This is a genomic window from Amycolatopsis solani (assembly GCF_033441515.1).
Taxonomy (GTDB): Bacteria; Actinomycetota; Actinomycetes; order Mycobacteriales; family Pseudonocardiaceae; genus Amycolatopsis; species Amycolatopsis solani.
In genome coordinates this window covers 372,274-387,630 of record NZ_JAWQJT010000001.1, presented here as the reverse complement: position 1 = coordinate 387,630, position 15,357 = coordinate 372,274, and the positions used below count along the sequence as shown (strand labels likewise).

16 protein-coding genes are annotated in these 15,357 nt (G+C 68.1%); 8 read left to right on the top strand and 8 right to left on the bottom strand.

The window, feature by feature from the left end; translation table 11 throughout:
• Positions 1-313 precede the first annotated feature (313 nt).
• The 6 genes from SD460_RS01905 to SD460_RS01880 all read left to right on the top strand — a co-directional run bounded on the left by SD460_RS01905 (position 314) and on the right by SD460_RS01880 (position 5,123).
• A complete protein-coding gene (locus tag SD460_RS01905) occupies positions 314-691 on the top strand; it encodes a hypothetical protein (RefSeq protein WP_290057750.1) in 378 nt (125 codons plus the stop codon).
• Positions 692-938: 247 nt separating this feature from the next.
• Entirely contained in the window at positions 939-1,973 is a 1,035-nt protein-coding gene (trpS, locus tag SD460_RS01900; RefSeq protein ID WP_290057751.1) for a tryptophan--tRNA ligase, read from the top strand.
• A complete protein-coding gene (locus SD460_RS01895) occupies positions 1,970-2,470 on the top strand; it encodes an AAA family ATPase (RefSeq protein WP_290057752.1) in 501 nt (166 codons plus the stop codon). Before trpS ends, SD460_RS01895 begins: the two co-directional genes overlap by 4 nt.
• Positions 2,471-2,515: 45 nt before the next feature.
• A complete protein-coding gene (gene yhjD / locus SD460_RS01890; RefSeq protein WP_290057753.1) occupies positions 2,516-3,526 on the top strand; it encodes an inner membrane protein YhjD in 1,011 nt (336 codons plus the stop codon).
• Positions 3,527-3,582: 56 nt separating this feature from the next.
• On the top strand, positions 3,583-4,689 hold the full coding sequence (locus SD460_RS01885; RefSeq protein ID WP_290057754.1) for an acyl-CoA dehydrogenase family protein: 1,107 nt from the start codon (positions 3,583-3,585) through the stop codon (positions 4,687-4,689).
• Positions 4,686-5,123, top strand: coding sequence for a winged helix-turn-helix transcriptional regulator (locus SD460_RS01880; RefSeq protein ID WP_318305855.1), 438 nt, complete (start codon positions 4,686-4,688; stop codon positions 5,121-5,123). The genes SD460_RS01885 and SD460_RS01880 overlap by 4 nt, the downstream gene beginning before the upstream one ends.
• Here SD460_RS01880 and SD460_RS01875 read toward each other — a convergent pair.
• Positions 5,120-6,364, bottom strand: coding sequence for a D-alanyl-D-alanine carboxypeptidase family protein (locus tag SD460_RS01875; protein ID WP_290057757.1), 1,245 nt, complete (start codon positions 6,362-6,364; stop codon positions 5,120-5,122). The genes SD460_RS01880 and SD460_RS01875 overlap by 4 nt on opposite strands.
• Positions 6,365-6,407: 43 nt before the next feature.
• On the opposite strand from SD460_RS01875, the gene SD460_RS01870 reads away from it, so the two are divergent.
• Together SD460_RS01870 and SD460_RS01865 are read left to right on the top strand one after the other, a co-directional pair.
• Entirely contained in the window at positions 6,408-6,638 is a 231-nt protein-coding gene (locus SD460_RS01870) for an SCO4848 family membrane protein (protein WP_318305854.1), read from the top strand.
• Positions 6,639-6,701: 63 nt separating this feature from the next.
• Positions 6,702-8,096, top strand: coding sequence for a S8 family peptidase (locus SD460_RS01865; RefSeq protein ID WP_318305853.1), 1,395 nt, complete (start codon positions 6,702-6,704; stop codon positions 8,094-8,096).
• A gap of 43 nt (positions 8,097-8,139) precedes the next feature.
• Here the strand turns inward: SD460_RS01865 and SD460_RS01860 are convergent, their stop codons facing one another.
• The 7 genes from SD460_RS01860 to sdhC all read right to left on the bottom strand — a co-directional run bounded on the left by SD460_RS01860 (position 8,140) and on the right by sdhC (position 14,814).
• Positions 8,140-9,585 (bottom strand): hypothetical protein, encoded by a 1,446-nt coding sequence (locus SD460_RS01860; RefSeq protein WP_290057760.1) that lies wholly within the window; start codon positions 9,583-9,585, stop codon positions 8,140-8,142.
• A complete protein-coding gene (locus SD460_RS01855) occupies positions 9,578-10,879 on the bottom strand; it encodes a tyrosine-protein kinase family protein (RefSeq protein WP_290057762.1) in 1,302 nt (433 codons plus the stop codon). Before SD460_RS01855 ends, SD460_RS01860 begins: the two co-directional genes overlap by 8 nt.
• On the bottom strand, positions 10,876-11,328 hold the full coding sequence (locus SD460_RS01850; RefSeq protein ID WP_290057763.1) for a hypothetical protein: 453 nt from the start codon (positions 11,326-11,328) through the stop codon (positions 10,876-10,878). The genes SD460_RS01855 and SD460_RS01850 overlap by 4 nt, the downstream gene beginning before the upstream one ends.
• An 83-nt stretch (positions 11,329-11,411) precedes the next feature.
• The gene (locus SD460_RS01845) at positions 11,412-12,182 is read right to left on the bottom strand and encodes a succinate dehydrogenase iron-sulfur subunit (protein WP_290057764.1); all 771 of its coding nucleotides are present in this window, start codon (positions 12,180-12,182) and stop codon (positions 11,412-11,414) included.
• Complete coding sequence (gene sdhA, locus SD460_RS01840) at positions 12,182-13,936, bottom strand: succinate dehydrogenase flavoprotein subunit (RefSeq protein ID WP_290057765.1); 1,755 nt, start codon at positions 13,934-13,936, stop codon at positions 12,182-12,184. The genes SD460_RS01845 and sdhA overlap by 1 nt, the downstream gene beginning before the upstream one ends.
• Positions 13,937-13,955: 19 nt before the next feature.
• Positions 13,956-14,369: a succinate dehydrogenase hydrophobic membrane anchor subunit gene (locus tag SD460_RS01835; protein ID WP_247060758.1), complete on the bottom strand. Its 414-nt coding sequence runs from the start codon at positions 14,367-14,369 to the stop codon at positions 13,956-13,958.
• A gap of 1 nt (position 14,370) precedes the next feature.
• Complete coding sequence (gene sdhC / locus SD460_RS01830) at positions 14,371-14,814, bottom strand: succinate dehydrogenase, cytochrome b556 subunit (RefSeq protein WP_103353015.1); 444 nt, start codon at positions 14,812-14,814, stop codon at positions 14,371-14,373.
• Positions 14,815-15,357 lie beyond the last annotated feature (543 nt).

Below are 15,357 nucleotides of genomic sequence, written 5' to 3'. Positions count from 1 at the left end.
TCGGAGCAGTCGACGCTGCGGCGAATGGCAGAGGGTGAGCCGATTTTGTGCCGAACGGGTGGCGGACGAGCGGACACGAATCAGTCAAGATCTACTTTCGGTATGAGTGTTCCGCCCTCCGCAACACCCACTTGGGCGGTTGGAGTGAACCGCGGGGGCGCTCGGACCGTGTTCCCGGTTGGGCGCTAGTCTCGTCCCCCGAGCCGATCGGGCCGGCAGGTCTTGACACGCTCGGTAGCTTTTTGACCAGCAGCACGCAGCGTCTCACTCGGATGGGTGAGCGTTTCGCTCGTCAATCGCGGGAGGCACTCCGGTGCGCAACCCAGGTCATCTCCTGTTGCGGTCCACGCTGCGCGGCTCCCGCGCGGCCGCGGTGATCGCGCTCGTCCCGGCCACCCTGCTCATCGCTGGTGGCGGCAGCGCGTTCGCCGACGTCACGACGACCGCGCAGGCCGAAACGACCGCGGAGAGCTTCGGCGTACTCGGTCCGGTGGGCCTGGTCGCGGTCGCGCTCGGCATCGTGGGCATGACACTGGGTGTGCTGCGCCAGCGCCGCAAGAACCGGGTGGCCGAAGCCGCCCCGGCCGCCCCCGAACCCCCCGGCCCGGTCACGGCCATGGCGGAAGCAGTCCTCGGCGAGCCCGACGCGACGCCGACCCGCCCGTTCCTCACCCAGCACCCGCACGCCTGAGCCGTTCGACGCCGCGGGCCGGGGAGTCCTGCTCGGCCGCCGAGCCGCCACGCCGCTGGAGAGCAGCTCCCGCCGCTTGAGCCACTGAACCGTGCCGTCGGGGGTGGCCTCGCTTGCTTCGCCGCCGGTTCCGCGCGCTGGCCATCGGCACCGCAGGCTGGGCTTGTCCAAGCGCGCCCACTCAGCCCTCCGGCTGCCCAAGGCCCCTCACCGCCCGGCCGCTCGCCCGGCCTGAAAGAATCTCAGTGTGTCCGAAGAGCAGACCGTCGCAGCCGCACGCCGTCCGCGGGTCCTGTCGGGGATTCAGCCGACCGCCGACTCGTTCCACCTCGGGAACTACCTCGGTGCCCTGCGCCAGTGGGTGCGGATGCAGGACACGCACGAGACCTTCTACTGCGTGGTCGACCTGCACGCGATCACCGTCGAGCAGGATCCGAAGGTGCTGCGGCAGCGCACCCGCGTCTCGGCCGCGCAGTTGCTCGCCATCGGCATCGACCCGCAGCGCAGCGCCCTGTTCGTGCAGAGCCACGTGCCGGAGCACGCGCAGCTGAGCTGGGTCCTCGAATGCCAGACCGGCTTCGGCGAGGCCGGCCGGATGACGCAGTTCAAGGACAAGTCCGCCAAGCAGGGCTCCGACCGCTCCAGCGTCGGCCTCTTCACCTACCCGATCCTGCAGGCCGCGGACATCCTGCTCTACCAGGCCGACGCCGTCCCGGTCGGCGAGGACCAGCGTCAGCACCTGGAGCTCACGCGCGACCTCGCGCAGCGCTTCAACAACCGGCTCGGCAAGACGTTCGTCGTGCCCGAGCCGTTCATCATCAAGGACACCGCGAAGATCTACGACCTGCAGGACCCGACGAGCAAGATGAGCAAGTCGGCGTCCACCGCGAACGGTCTCGTCGAGCTGCTCGAAGACCCGAAGCGCTCGGCGAAGAAGATCCGCTCGGCGGTCACCGACACCGGCCGCGAGGTCAAGTTCGACGCCGAGAACAAGGCGGGCGTCTCGAACCTGCTGACGATCTACTCGGCGCTCACCGAGCGGACGATCGCCGACCTGGAAGCCGCCTACGAAGGCAAGGGCTACGGCGACCTGAAGAAAGACCTCGGCGAGGTGTTCGTCGAGTGGGTCACGCCGATCCAGGAGCGCGTCAAGTCCTATTTGGACGATGTCGCCGAGCTCGACAAGGTCCTCGCCGCCGGCGCCGAGCGCGCCCGCGAGGTGGCGTCGAGGACGCTGGCCAAGACGTACCAGCGGATCGGGTTCCTGCCGCCGGCGCGGTGAAGCTGATCCTCCTCAACGGCCCGCCGGGCAGCGGCAAGTCGACGCTCGCCCGGCGCTACGCCGACGACCACCCGCCGGCGTTGGCACTGGACGTCGACCACGTCCGCGCGATGCTCGGCGGCTGGCGCACCCGGCCCGGCCCGGCCGGGCTGCTGGCCAGGGACATCGCGGTGGCCGCCGCGCGCACGCACCTGAGCGCGGGCCACGACGTCGTGGTGCCCCAGCTGCTGGCTCGCCCGGGGTTCGCCGAGCGCCTCGAAGCGCTGGCCGGCGAAACGGGCGCCGAGTTCCACGAGTTCGTGCTCCTCCCCGGCCGCGAAGTGGCCCGGCGCCGCTTCGCGACACGCGGCTCGTCGGAGATCGAGGCGGCCACCCCGCTGACCGGCGCCGAACTGGACCGCGCCTACACCGCCGTCGAGGAGTTCGCGGCGAGCCGCAACGCGCGGATCCTGATCGGCGCGGACGCCTACGAAGCCTTGCGAGCCTCCCTCAGTTGAGCCGCTCGCGTTGCGGGGTTCACTGCCCGTGGTTAGCGTTTCACAGTGGCGAACGAAGAGAAGGAAAAGCTCCTGCCGCGCCTGCGCAGGAAGTACCCGTGGCTCGATCACCTGATCCGGGCCAACGAAGCCTTCACCGAGCGGTACGGCAACCACTACGCCGCCGCGATCACCTACTTCAGCGTGCTGTCGGTCTTCCCGCTGTTCATGGTCGCGTTCGCCGTCGTCGGGCTGGTCGTCAACCACGACCAGACGATCATCACCAAGATCACCGACGGCGTGAACAACGCCGTGCCCGAAGGGCTGCGCGAGCTCGTCAACGGCATCGTCAAGGGCGCGCTGGACTCCGGGGGCACCATCGGCGTCTTCGGTCTGCTCATCGCCCTCTACTCCGGCATCGGCTGGATGTCGAACCTCCGCGACGCGCTCACCGCGCAGTGGGGCCAGGAAAAGCAGTCGCAGCCGCTCGTCAAGCAGACGCTCAAGGACCTCGTCGCGCTCGTCGGGCTGGGGGTGGCGCTCATCGTGTCCTTCGCACTGACCGCCGTCGGGGGCGGGGTCGGGCAGTTCCTGCTGGAACTCGTCGGGCTCGAGCACGAAACCTGGGCGATCTACCTGCTCCGCGGGGCGACGATCGTGCTCGGCCTGCTCGCCAACACCCTCGTCTTCCTCTGGGTGATCGCGCGCCTGCCGCGCGAGCGGGTCGCGCTGCGCAGTGCCGTGAAGGGCGCCGCCGTCGCCGCCGTCGGGTTCGTCATCCTGCAGCAGGTCGGCTCGATCTACCTGGCCAGCGTCACGAAGTCGCCGTCGGCCGCGCTGTTCGGGCCGGTCATCGGTCTGCTCGTGTTCGCGAACCTCGTCTCGCGCTTCCTGCTGCTCATCACGGCGTGGACCGCGACGGCGAAGGAGAACGAGCGCACGGTCGTCCAGCCCCCGCCGCCGGTGCGGCTCGAGCAGAGCGTCACCGTGCAGCGCGGGCCGGGCCTCGGGGCCGTCGCGGGTGCGTTCGGCGCCGGGGCGCTGCTCGCGTGGTTCGGGGGCCGCCGCAAGCCTTGACAGCGAGCAGGGCGGTAAAGAAACTGAACCGGTAAGAAATCTGAACCGGAGGTTTCATGCTGGACGCCGCCCGCGAGTGCGCCGCGCTCGCCAAGACGCTCGCGCCGGTCACCGAGCGGCAGCGCGCGCTGCCGGCCGAGCTCGTCGCGAAGCTGACCGACGCCCAGCTCCTGCGCAGCGGCGTCCCCGGCTCCCTCGGTGGCCCGGAAGCGCCGCCCGCCGTCAGTCTCGAAACCGCGGAGACGGTCGCGCGCGGCGACGCGTCGGCCGGCTGGTGCGTCTCGATCGCCGTGACGAGCAGCCTGCTGTCGGCGTACGCCCCGCGGAAGTGCGCCGAAGAGGTCTTCGGTGACCCGCGCACCGTCGCCGCCGGGGTCTGGGCACCGCGTGGCTCCGGTACGAAGGTCGACGGCGGGTACGTCGTGTCCGGCCGCTGGGCGTTCTGCAGCGGGATCCCGCACTGCGACTGGCTTTTCGCTGGATTCGTCCACGAAGGACAGCTCAACGTCGCCGCGTTGCCGAAGGCCGGAATCACCGTGCTCGACACCTGGCACACCAACGGCCTGCGCGGCACCGGCAGCCACGACTGCGTTGCCGACGCGCTGTTCGTCCCGGACCACCGCGTCTTCTCGGTCATGACCGGCCCGCCGCCGGAAGCCGTTGCCCTGCACCGGTTCCCGCTGTTCGGCTACTTCGCGCTGTCGGTCGCCGCGGCCGCGCTGGGCAACGCGCGCGGCGCGATCGACGACCTCGCCGAGCTGGCCGCCACGCGGAAACCGCTCGGCTCCAGCCGGTCGCTGGCCGAGCGGTCGCAGACCCAGGCCGCCGTCGCGGAGGCCGAAGCGGCGCTGCGCGCGGCGCGATTGCTCTTCTACGGCAGCATCGACGACGCCTGGCAGGCCGCGCAGGGCACCGAACCGGTGTCGGACGCGCTCAAGCTGGGCCTGCGGCTCGCCGCCACGCACGTCACGCGCACGGCCGCGAAGGTCGCCGAAAGCATGTACGACCTCGGCGGCGGCGCCGCGATCTACGAGACTTCGCCGCTGCAGCGCCGGTTCCGTGACGCCCACACCGCGACCGCCCACTTCCAGGTCAACCCGGCCAGCTTCGAGCTGCCGGGGAAGCTGCTGCTGGGCGTGCCGGCCCGCACGGAGCAGCTGTGAACGACCTCGGCCACCGGTTCACCGCGGATTCCGTCGGGCGCGCGCTCGACCTGGTCGGCGAGCGGTGGAGCCTGCTCATCCTGCGGGAGGCGTTCTTCGGCGTGCGCCGCTACGGCGAGTTCGCGCGCACGCTCTCGATCCCGCGCCCGACGTTGTCCGCGCGGCTGAAGACCCTCGTCGACGCGGGCGTGCTCGACCGCGTCGACCCGGTGCCCGAGTACCGGCTGACGCCGGCCGGGCGCGACCTCTTCGGCGCCGTCGTCACGCTCATGCAGTGGGGCGACCGGCACCTCGCCGGGCCGGACGGGCCGCCGATCCTGTTGCGGCACAACGACTGCGGCGAGATCGCCGAGACGTTCGTCGCCTGCGGGCACTGCGGTGGCGCGATCGCCACCGACAAGGTGACCCCGGAACCCGGGCCCGGGTTCCGCTAGCTCGCGTTCTTCTTGCGCTGGTGCCCGACGACGAACCCGCCGACGATGACCAGGAACACGACCAGCGTGAGGACCCAGCCGGTGACGCCGAACGGGTCGTCCTTGCCCGCGGCGGCGCTCGACGACGTCCCGCTGTTGCTCGTGCCGCCGTCCGCCAGCACCGACGGGTCGTCGTCCGGCGACGTGGTCGACGGTGCCTGGTAGGTGATCTGCCCGACCTGCTCGGCGCGGTCGTCTTCCAGCGCGAAGCCGTAGTCGAGCAGCTTCGCCGCCTGGTCGACCACCTTCGTCGGCTTCTGCTCGGCGCGCAGCATCACCACCGCGAGCCGCTTGCCCTTGCGCTGTGCGGAACCGACGTAGGTGTGGCGGGCGTCGTCGGTGAAGCCGGTCTTGCCGCCCAGGAAGCCGGGGTAGACGCCGAGCAGCTTGTTGTCGTTGAAGAGCGGGATCGCGGGCTTGCCGCCGGTCGGCGGGATCTCGAAGTTCTTCGTCGCGACGACCTTCGCGAACTCGGGCTGCTTCATCGCGTAGTGGAAGATCAGGCTGAGGTCGTACGCCGAGGTCGACATGCCCGGCCCGTCGAGGCCCGACGGCGTCGCGGCCCGCGTGTCGAGCGCGCCGATCCGGGCCGCCAGCGCGTTCATCTTCGCGACCGTGGAGTCGACCCCGCCGAGCGCCGTCGCCAGTGCGTGCGCGACGTCGTTGCCCGAGTGCATCAGCAGGCCGTGGAGCAGCTGGTCGACCGTGTACTGGCCACCGGCGACGAGACCGACGCAGGTGCACTCCTGCTCGGCGTCCTCCTTCGTCGCGACGAGCACCTGCTGCGGGTTCAGCTGGGTGACGACGACGAGCGCGAGCAGCGTCTTGATGAGCGACGCCGGCCGCTGCCGGGCGTGCGGGTCCTTCGCCGCGACGACCGCGCCGGTGTCGAGGTCCTGCACCAGCCAGGACGCCGCGGTGTTGCCCTCCGGCGGGTTGAGCGCGCCGTCCGGGGTGATCAGGCCGCACTCGGCCATCCGCGGGCCGCCGACCGGGGCGGCGGGCACGGCCAGCGGCGCCGGGGCCTGCTTGCCGGGCGCGGGCTTCTCCGACGTGTCGACGGGCGGCGGGGGAGCGAGGTGGTTCGCGCACTGGCCCGGCTGCGGCGCCGCACCCGCGGCGACCGGGGTGCTCAGGGCCAGGAGGGCGGCGGCGAGCGTCGTCGTGAAGACCTTGAGCGACCGGGAGACAGCGGAGTGCACCCACGCAATCTAGCGCCGCGGCCGTCGGCGCATACTCAGGGGCATGCGCCTTTCGCGACGAACCTCGCTGTTCCTGCTGGCCTTCGGCGTGTGGTCGTGGATCATCTGGATCACGTTCGCGAAGAACCTGTGGGAAAGCGACCGGGCGTGGGCCGCCGACGGCTCGCCGACCGCGTACTTCATCGTGCACGCCGTGCTGACCGTCGTCTCGTTCGTGCTCGGCACGATCATCGGCGTGCTGGGCTGGCGCGGCGTGCGCACCCGCGCCTCCTGACTTTGGTCGGTGGCGCGGTCTCCGGAGCCGGTTTAGGTTGACGCCACTGACTCTGGAGGTGGAATGTCCCGTTTACGCCGAATGGCGGCCCCGCTCGTGCTGGCCGTCGGGGGCGGCCTGTTCGCGGCGGCGCCGGCCGCGGAGGCCGCGCCGGTCGCTTGTGACACCACGAGCCCGTCGTACACCTACGTGGTGACGTACCAGCCGGGCACGCGCGCGTCGGCCGTCGACAAGGAACTGGCGGCCAAGTGCGGCACGAAGGTCGCGTACTACGCCGAGATCGGCGTCGCGATCGCCAGCTCGCGCAACGCGGACTTCCAGCAGAAGATCGGCGTCTACCGGGCCTACTCGGGCGGTCGCGACGTGGCCTCGGCCGCTTCGGCCCGGACTTCGCTGGGCGCCGTGCGGACACTGGAGGACACGCGGACGTTCGCCGCGGCCGGTGACCTGTCGGCGCAGCAGTGGGACATGAAGGCGATCCACGCGCCCGAGGCCAACAAGAAGTACCAGGGCAGTTCTTCGGTGACGGTCGGCGTGCTCGACTCGGGCATCGACGCAACGCACCCGGCGTTGAAGGCGGCCGTTTCGCCCTCGGCTTCGGCGGGCTGCATCACGGGGGCGCCGGATTTGACGCCGGCGTCGTGGGCCCCGACGACGTCGGACCACGGAACGCACGTGGCGGGCACGATCGCGGGCAAGGACCAGGCGGCGGGCTTCACGGGCATCGCCCCGGGCGTGAAGCTGGCCTCGGTCAAGGTCGTGAACGACGACGGCTACATCTTCCCGGAGTCAGCGGTCTGCGGCTTCGTGTGGGCGGCCAAGCACGGCTTCCAGGTGACGAACAACAGCTACTACATCGACCCGGGCATGTTCTTCTGCTCCCGCGAGCCAGGCGACGCGGCCGCGTACGAAGCGGTGCGGCGCGCGATCGAGTTCTCGACGCGCCACGGCGTCCTGAACGTGTCGGCGGCGGGCAACTCGGGCTTCGACACCCGCACCCAGACGACCGACCCGAACCGCCCCCACCCGGTGGACTCGTCGTGCGGCATCCTGCCGAAGGCGATCGACGGCGTGGTGACGGTGTCTTCGGTGGGCTACGCGGGCACGAAGTCGTCGTTCAGCAACTACGGCGAGATCGACGTGACGGCGCCCGGCGGAGACTTCTCGCAGACGCCGCCGGAGGGCGCTGGTCCGGCCTGCCCGCTGTCGACAACGGTGTTCGGCGGCCTTTACGGCTCGAAGTGCGGCACGTCGATGGCCTCCCCGCACGCGGCGGGCGTCGCGGCACTGCTGGCATCCCGCTTCCGCGGCCTGCCGCCGTCGCTGCTGGCTCGCGTCCTGACGGGCGAGGCTGACCCGGTGAAGTGCGCATCGACGGAGACGGAGTGCACGGGCCCGGCGAAGAACAACTCGTACTACGGCCACGGCCTGGTCAACGCCCTGGACGCGGTCCGCTAACCCGCGGTTGCGGGGAGCGGTTGACCGCCGCTCCCCGCAACGGTCAGCTTTTCGGCCTGGGGACGCCACCCTTGCGGCCGAGGCCGAACGCCAGCCGGTACACGTCGGGCAGGTCGATCTTGCCGTTGGCGCGGCGGGTCATGATGCCCAGGGTGATCAGCTCGTCGATGAGCTTGGGATAGTTTCTGGCATTCCGCGGGCCGGTTCGTGTCCGGTCCAGCGAGTCGTTGTGTGCTTCGAGCAGCGTCTCCAGGTCATTACTTCGCCAGCGAGCGACGAGATCCGCTTCCTCCATAGGAACCTGCATGCCCTTGAGCGGCTCGATTGCCGTCTTCACCCAGGGCATGTCCTCACTAACCTGTTCCACTCGGATCTGCGACGCTTTCTGAACTCCGCGTCGAATCGCATCCCAATGCAGTGGGTGGCCGTGACCGACGAAGGTGCGCTGGGTTTCCTCGCCTGCAGCTCGGAGCGCGACCAGGAAGCTGCGTGGGCTGGTTTGCCCGTTCCCGTCGGCCAGGTGGTTCGGCAACCAGGGGTAGGTATAACCCTTTCGGTGATCCGTTCCCATGTAGGCGCTGGCGAGTTCGGTGACGTACTTTGTCTGTACGTCCCGATCGCCGATCAGGCCTTCCGGTGGCACCTGGCGTTCTTCGTTGCCTGTCCAGCGGCCGCTGTGCGCGCGGAAGAGTGCGGACTCCGGCGTGTCCGTGTTGCCGAGGTACTGGAACAGCAAACCGTAGAGATCAGTGACCGACCAAGTGAGATCTGCGGCGTTCGAGGTGAGCTTCGAAGCGTCGGGAAAAGTTGGAGCGCTTTCGAGCATGTCGTGCCGGATAAAGACCTTCGCCCGGATATTGCTGGTGCTGAGTCGCAACTCCAAGGCGACCTGGAGAATGCCGCTCGCCAGTCTGTCCGACTTCGCTCGCTCGGAATTGAGCCGGTCAAGAGCGTCGAAGAGGATCAGCTTTGTCTTTTTCTCCGCCTTGGAAAGGTTGTCTGCTCGTTCCCTGGCCCGCGCCGCCTTCTCGGGCTGGTCGCGAAGCCAGCGAATCCGCTCGGACCACTCCCAATCCGGATTAGCGCGGAATTCTTCAATGTCCAGCGCCTTCAGGACAACTGTCGTCCAGATATCGACCGGATCAACGCCGTCTTCGACGAGTTTAGCGAGAATGCGCGAGTCGGGATAGCTGTCGGTTTCCTGCCTCGAACCGAAGCCGGCCAGTGTCTCGACCTGTTTCAAGTGCGGGAGTCGGTATTCTGCCGCGGCGAGTTCACGCAGTTCCGGCTCGCGCAGCGACTTGAACCAGTACGTCTTACCGACGCCTCGTGCGCCCTTGACGACGGTCACGTCAGGCTCTAGCGCACGCCTGTGGCTGTTCGGCGTGAACAACGTTTCACGCTGCACCGGATCGGTGTCCGAATCGGCGGCATCCGGGAGTGCCTGGATGACCAGATCGCGGTACTGGGCGGTGGTGATCTCAGGCATTGTCCGTCCCGAAAATCCAGTCGGTGGCCAGGGACAAGAAATCTCCGAAGGCGGTTTTCACGTAATCCTCCCCGTACCACTCCGGCCGCTGGGCGGGATCCAGCCCGACGAGGTCTGTGTGGAAGAGGATCGGCCAAGGGTAGTGCGGAGCAGTTTCGTCGCCGACCGGGAAGTTAAGGGATTCCAAGTCGCCCGCATCCGCGTCCTCGTACAGAGTTTCGGCGAAGCAGCTTTGTGCGTGATCGGCGAAGCCGGCCAGATAGCTTTCCGGATCACGGGATGGAGTCATCGAGGAGACCATCCGCAGCCGCCGGGTCAGGTCGGCCCGGTTGTCCAGGCTCCGCCACTGGCTCAGCAGCATCCGGTAGCCGGACCACGTTTGGGGTGTATCCGCGGCGAAGAGGAGATTCAACGAACTCAGCCGGGTGAGAGCAACCGCGGCGATGTCGTGCAGCCCGGCGCGGCTGTCGAGGAGCACGACATCCGGGGAACGGCCGCCGGTCGCCTCGACCTGTGCTTCGCACGCGGCGATCGCCGCTTCAAGTCGGGAACCGAAGTCGCGAGGATTGCCGTCGTCGTCCGGCGCCAGGTCCGTATAGACCCGGTTCAGCTTGGCCAGGTAGTCATAGCCGTCACGAGGGCGGCCACCTGTACTGGCCAACCAGACTTCCCCGTACCGGGAAGCCGTGATGACCTGGCTTCGGCTCACGAGGTCGAGCCCGTCGGCATTGCCAACGCCAGCCTCGATCAAGTGGTCGACAATGCCATGCTCGGCCAGGTTTTCCTCACGCTGGGCAAGACTGCCCACGCCAGGCGACTCCAGATCGAGATCGACGACCAGAACCGTTTTCCCTTGCTCGGCGAGATGCTGGGCCAGCATGAATACAGCTGTCGAGCGTCCGACACCACCTTTGAAGCCGTACAAGCTCACGCGACGGCTCGGCGGATCGATCCCGGGCCTCCGCCAGTCTCCGCCGATGACGCTGCGTTCCAGCACGGAAAGCCCGCCGTTGCCGGCTTCTCCGGAGATCCTCACGAGATCCGGTGACCTCATGATCGAATCCTGATCAATGAGGTCACTGGCCGCGATAACCGGGCTCGGTGCCGTGAACAGGCCTGCTGTCTCACGGATCCGCTGGGTGGTCTCATCCAACGGAAGCTCATCCGGTCCGTCGAGGAACAGGCAAATCCGGCCCAGCATGTCGCGGACCAAGACGACCTCGAAACCGCGGTCGGCCACTTCTCGCGCGATCTCAAGCGATGCCGACCACGCCGAATCGAACCGGATCGTCACGGTAGTACTCCGTTGCTCCTGGCGAGCTGGTGCATGGCGAGAATTTTCTTCGCTTCGGAAAGGTGGCCAGCGGCTCGCTGCTCGCTGATGTGCTTGCCGTCGCTGTACCGCTCGCCGACATTCCAGTCGCCGAATGGACTCGACGCGGCAATCAGGGCAGCGAACTGGGCCCCACTCCGGCCGTGTGCTGTCGCGGCCAGATGGCCCCACAACGAGTCGATGTGCCCGTAGTAGCCGATCTTCTCAGGCATGTTCGGATGGACCGGCCGGTCTTTCTTGTCCTTCTGCCCACCGAGGAAGTCGAGCAGAATTGCTTTCAGGCCGCATTCGGCTGCGACGCCTGAGAGATGATCGGTGTTCGGCCAGCGTTGCTGCGCGTGGAGCAACTGGGCGTCTTGAAGATGCCGCAGGCCTGCGGCGGCGAAGTCGGAGGTCGCGGTGGTCGACACCGCGTCAGGCTACCGTGCCGGACGCGGAATGCCTGGTAGGCGCCTCGGGGACGCGCTCCGAGCAGAGCGCGTCCCCGGGCCGCTCAGACGCGCTTGAACAGCAGAGCGCGCTTCACTTCCTGGATCGCCTTCGTCACCTGGATCCCTCGCGGGCAGGCGTCCGTGCAGTTGAACGTCGTGCGGCAGCGCCACACACCCTCACCATCGTTGAGGATGTCCAACCGCTCCTCCGCCCCCTCATCCCGCGAGTCGAAGATGAAGCGGTGGGCGTTCACGATCGCCGCCGGGCCGAAGTACGAGCCGTCGTTCCAGTACACCGGGCACGACGAAGTGCAGCAAGCACAGAGAATGCACTTTGTCGTGTCGTCGAACCGGTCGCGGTCCGCCTGGGACTGGATGCGCTCGCGCGTCGGCTCGTTGCCGTACGTGATCAGGTACGGCTTGATCGCCCGGTACGCCTCGAAGAACGGGTCCATGTCGACGTACAGGTCCTTCAACGTCGTCAGGCCCTTGATCGGGGCGATCGTGATCGTCGTCGGCTTGCCGTTGGCCGAGAGCAGGTCCTTCATCAGGACCTTGCAGGCCAGGCGGTTGATGCCGTTGATCTGCATCGCGTCCGAGCCGCACACGCCGTGGGCGCACGAGCGGCGGAAGGAGAACGTGCCGTCGATGTAGTCCTTGACGTAGAACAGCAGGTTCAGCAGGCGGTCGGTGCGCTGCGCCGGGACCTCGTAGGACTCCCAGTGCGGCTCCGAATCCACCTCCGGGTTGAAGCGGAGGATCTTCAGCGTGACCGTGATCGGGGTGTGCTCGTCCGTGGCGGCCGGAGCGTCCTCAGCAGTAGCCGTAGTCATCAGTACTTCCGCTCCATCGGCTCGTAGCGGGTGAAGGTGACCGGCTTGTAGTCGAGCCGGATGTCGGACGCCAGGCCGGTGCCCTGCTTGTAGGCCATGGTGTGGCGCATGAAGTTCGTGTCGTCGCGGGTCGGGTAGTCCTCGCGGGCGTGGCCGCCGCGGGATTCCTTGCGGGCGATCGCGCCCACGATCAGGACCTCGGCCAGCTCCAGCAGGAAGCCCAGCTCGACGGCCTCCAGCAGGTCGGTGTTGTACCGCTTGCCCTTGTCCGACACGGTGATCCGGTCGTAGCGGGCCTTCAGCGCCTGGATGTCGGTCAGCGCCTGCTTCAGCGTGTCCTCGGTCCGGTACACCGACGCGTGGGAGTCCATCGTCTGCTGCATTTCCTTGCGGATGTCGGCGACGCGCTCGTCGCCGTGCTCCGACAGCAGGCCGGCGAGCTGCTCCTCCACCAGCTTGGTGGGCTCCGCGGGCAGCTCGACGTGCTCGTGCGCCAGCGCGTACTCCGCGGCCGCGATGCCCGCGCGCCGGCCGAACACGTTGATGTCCAGCAGCGAGTTCGTGCCCAGGCGGTTCGAGCCGTGCACGGACACGCACGCGACCTCGCCCGCGGCGTACAGGCCCGGGATGACGTTCTCGTTGTCCCGCAGCGCTTCGCCGTGGATGTTGGTCGGGATGCCGCCCATGACGTAGTGGCACGTCGGGAACACCGGCACCGGCTCCTTGACCGGGTCGACGCCCAGGTAGGTCCGGGAGAACTCCATGATGTCCGGGAGCTTCGCGTTCAGCGTCTCCTCGGGGATGTGCGTGACGTCCAGGACGACGTAGTCCTTGTTCGGCCCGCACCCGCGGCCCTGCAGCACTTCCTGCACCATCGAGCGCGCCACGATGTCGCGCGGCGCGAGGTCCTTGATGGTGGGGGCGTAGCGCTCCATGAACCGCTCGCCGGACGCGTTGCGCAGGATCCCGCCCTCGCCGCGGACGGCTTCGGAGATGAGGATGCCCAGGCCCGCGAGGCCGGTCGGGTGGAACTGGAAGAACTCCATGTCCTCCAGCGGGAGGCCCTTGCGGAAGATGATGCCGAGGCCGTCACCGGTGAGGGTGTGCGCGTTCGACGTCGTCTTGAAGATCTTGCCCGCGCCGCCGGTGGCCATCACGATCGACTTCGCCTGGAACACGTGCAGCTCGCCGGTGGCCAGCTCGTAGGCGACGACGCCGGAGGCGACCGGGTTGCCGTTCTCGTCCGGGGTGGTGACGAGGTCGAGCACGTAGAACTCGTTGAAGAACTCCGTGCCGTACTTGACGCAGTTTTGGTAGAGCGTCTGCAGGATCATGTGGCCGGTGCGGTCCGCGGCGTAGCAGGCGCGGCGGACCGCGGCCTTGCCGTGGTCACGCGTGTGCCCGCCGAAGCGGCGCTGGTCGATCTTGCCCTCGGGCGTGCGGTTGAACGGCAGGCCCATCTTCTCGAGGTCGAGGACCGCGTCGATGGCCTCCTTCGCCATGATCTCGGCGGCGTCCTGGTCGACCAGGTAGTCGCCGCCCTTGATCGTGTCGAAGGTGTGCCACTCCCAGTTGTCCTCTTCGACGTTCGCCAGTGCGGCGCACATGCCGCCCTGGGCCGCGCCGGTGTGGGACCGGGTCGGGTAGAGCTTGGTGAGGACCGCGGTGCGGGCGCGCTGGCCGGACTCGATGGCCGCGCGCATCCCGGCGCCGCCGGCGCCGACGATCACCACGTCGTACTTGTGGAACTGCATGGTGGGAGGTCTCCGGGAGTCAGTTCGCGGGCATGTTCGGGTCGAAGGTGAAGATCACCATCGTGCCGACGGCCAGGATCAGCACCATCGAGACGTAGAGCAGGATCTTCAGCCAGAACCGCGTGCTGTCCTTGCGCGCGTAGTCGTCGATGATGGTGCGCAGGCCGTTGCCGCCGTGGATCTCGGCGAGCCAGAGCATGGCCAGGTCCCAGAACTGCCAGAACGGCGAAGCCCAGCGGCCGGCGACGAAGCCCCAGTTGATCCGGTGCACGCCGCCGTCGAGAATGTTCATGATCAGCAGGTGGCCGAGCACCAGGATGATCAGCGCGAGGCCGGAGATCCGCATGAACAGCCAGCTGTAGAGCTCGAAGTTGCTCCGGCGGGCGGCGGGACGCTTCGGCGCGCGGGGGTTCGCGAGGGCGAGGTCGGCCATGTCAGTTACCCCCGAAGAGCGTTTCGACGGTGCGCTTCAGCATGAAGAAGGCACCGGGGACCATCACGACGACCCAGACCACGCCGATCACCCAGAGCATGGCCTTCTGCAGCTTCGGGCCCTTCGACCAGAAGTCGACCAGCATGACGCGGATGCCGTTCAGCGCGTGGAAGAGGACCGCGCCGACCAGCCCCACCTCGAGGAGGTTGACGATCGGGGTCTTGTACGTCTCGATGACCTGGTCGTACGTGTTCGGCGACACGCGCACCAGCGCGGTGTCGAGCACGTGCACGAACAGGAAGAAGAATGTGAGCACGCCGGTGATGCGGTGCAGCACCCAGGACCACATGCCGGGGTCGCCCCGGTAGAAGGTCCCCTGCCGGCGTGAGGCACCCGCCCGATCGCTCGCCCCTGCCGCTGTGGCAGTGCTCGCCGTGGTGGACATCGGTGAACGGCCTCCAACGTCTGACTGTGTGCCCGGTGGCCGTGAGGTCCGCAGTCGCCGTTTGCGGTGGCAATGCCGAAGTCAACGTCATCGAGCGTGGATGAATCGGATGCTAGACCCGCCCCGGACGGACGGCTCATCTCCGGGTTCCTCTCTGTGATGGACCAGACACCTGGGTGTGCGCCGGTTGTGGGCGTCGTCACAGAGCGAGGGGTCCACTGTGGACGCACCGCGTCGGCTCGCTCGTCCGGCTGACGCTCGATCGGGCGACGGGCAGCTGAAACGATTCGGAAGGCGTCCCGCCCACCTGCGTCTCACAGGGTGATCGGACTGGTCCACTCCTCGGTCGGACTGGCACACTGAGTCACAGCAAACGGCAATTCGGCCGTCCCGTCAGCTCGGGATTCCGCCGAAAGCAGCACCCTGTGACGTCTTTGATCACTTTGGGTGCACGTCCCGTCGCGCGTGCGATGCGTGAGTAAACGTTTGTGTTACGTAGCGTGCCGTTCCTATGGCGCATTCCTGTCCGTTGGGTACGGTCCA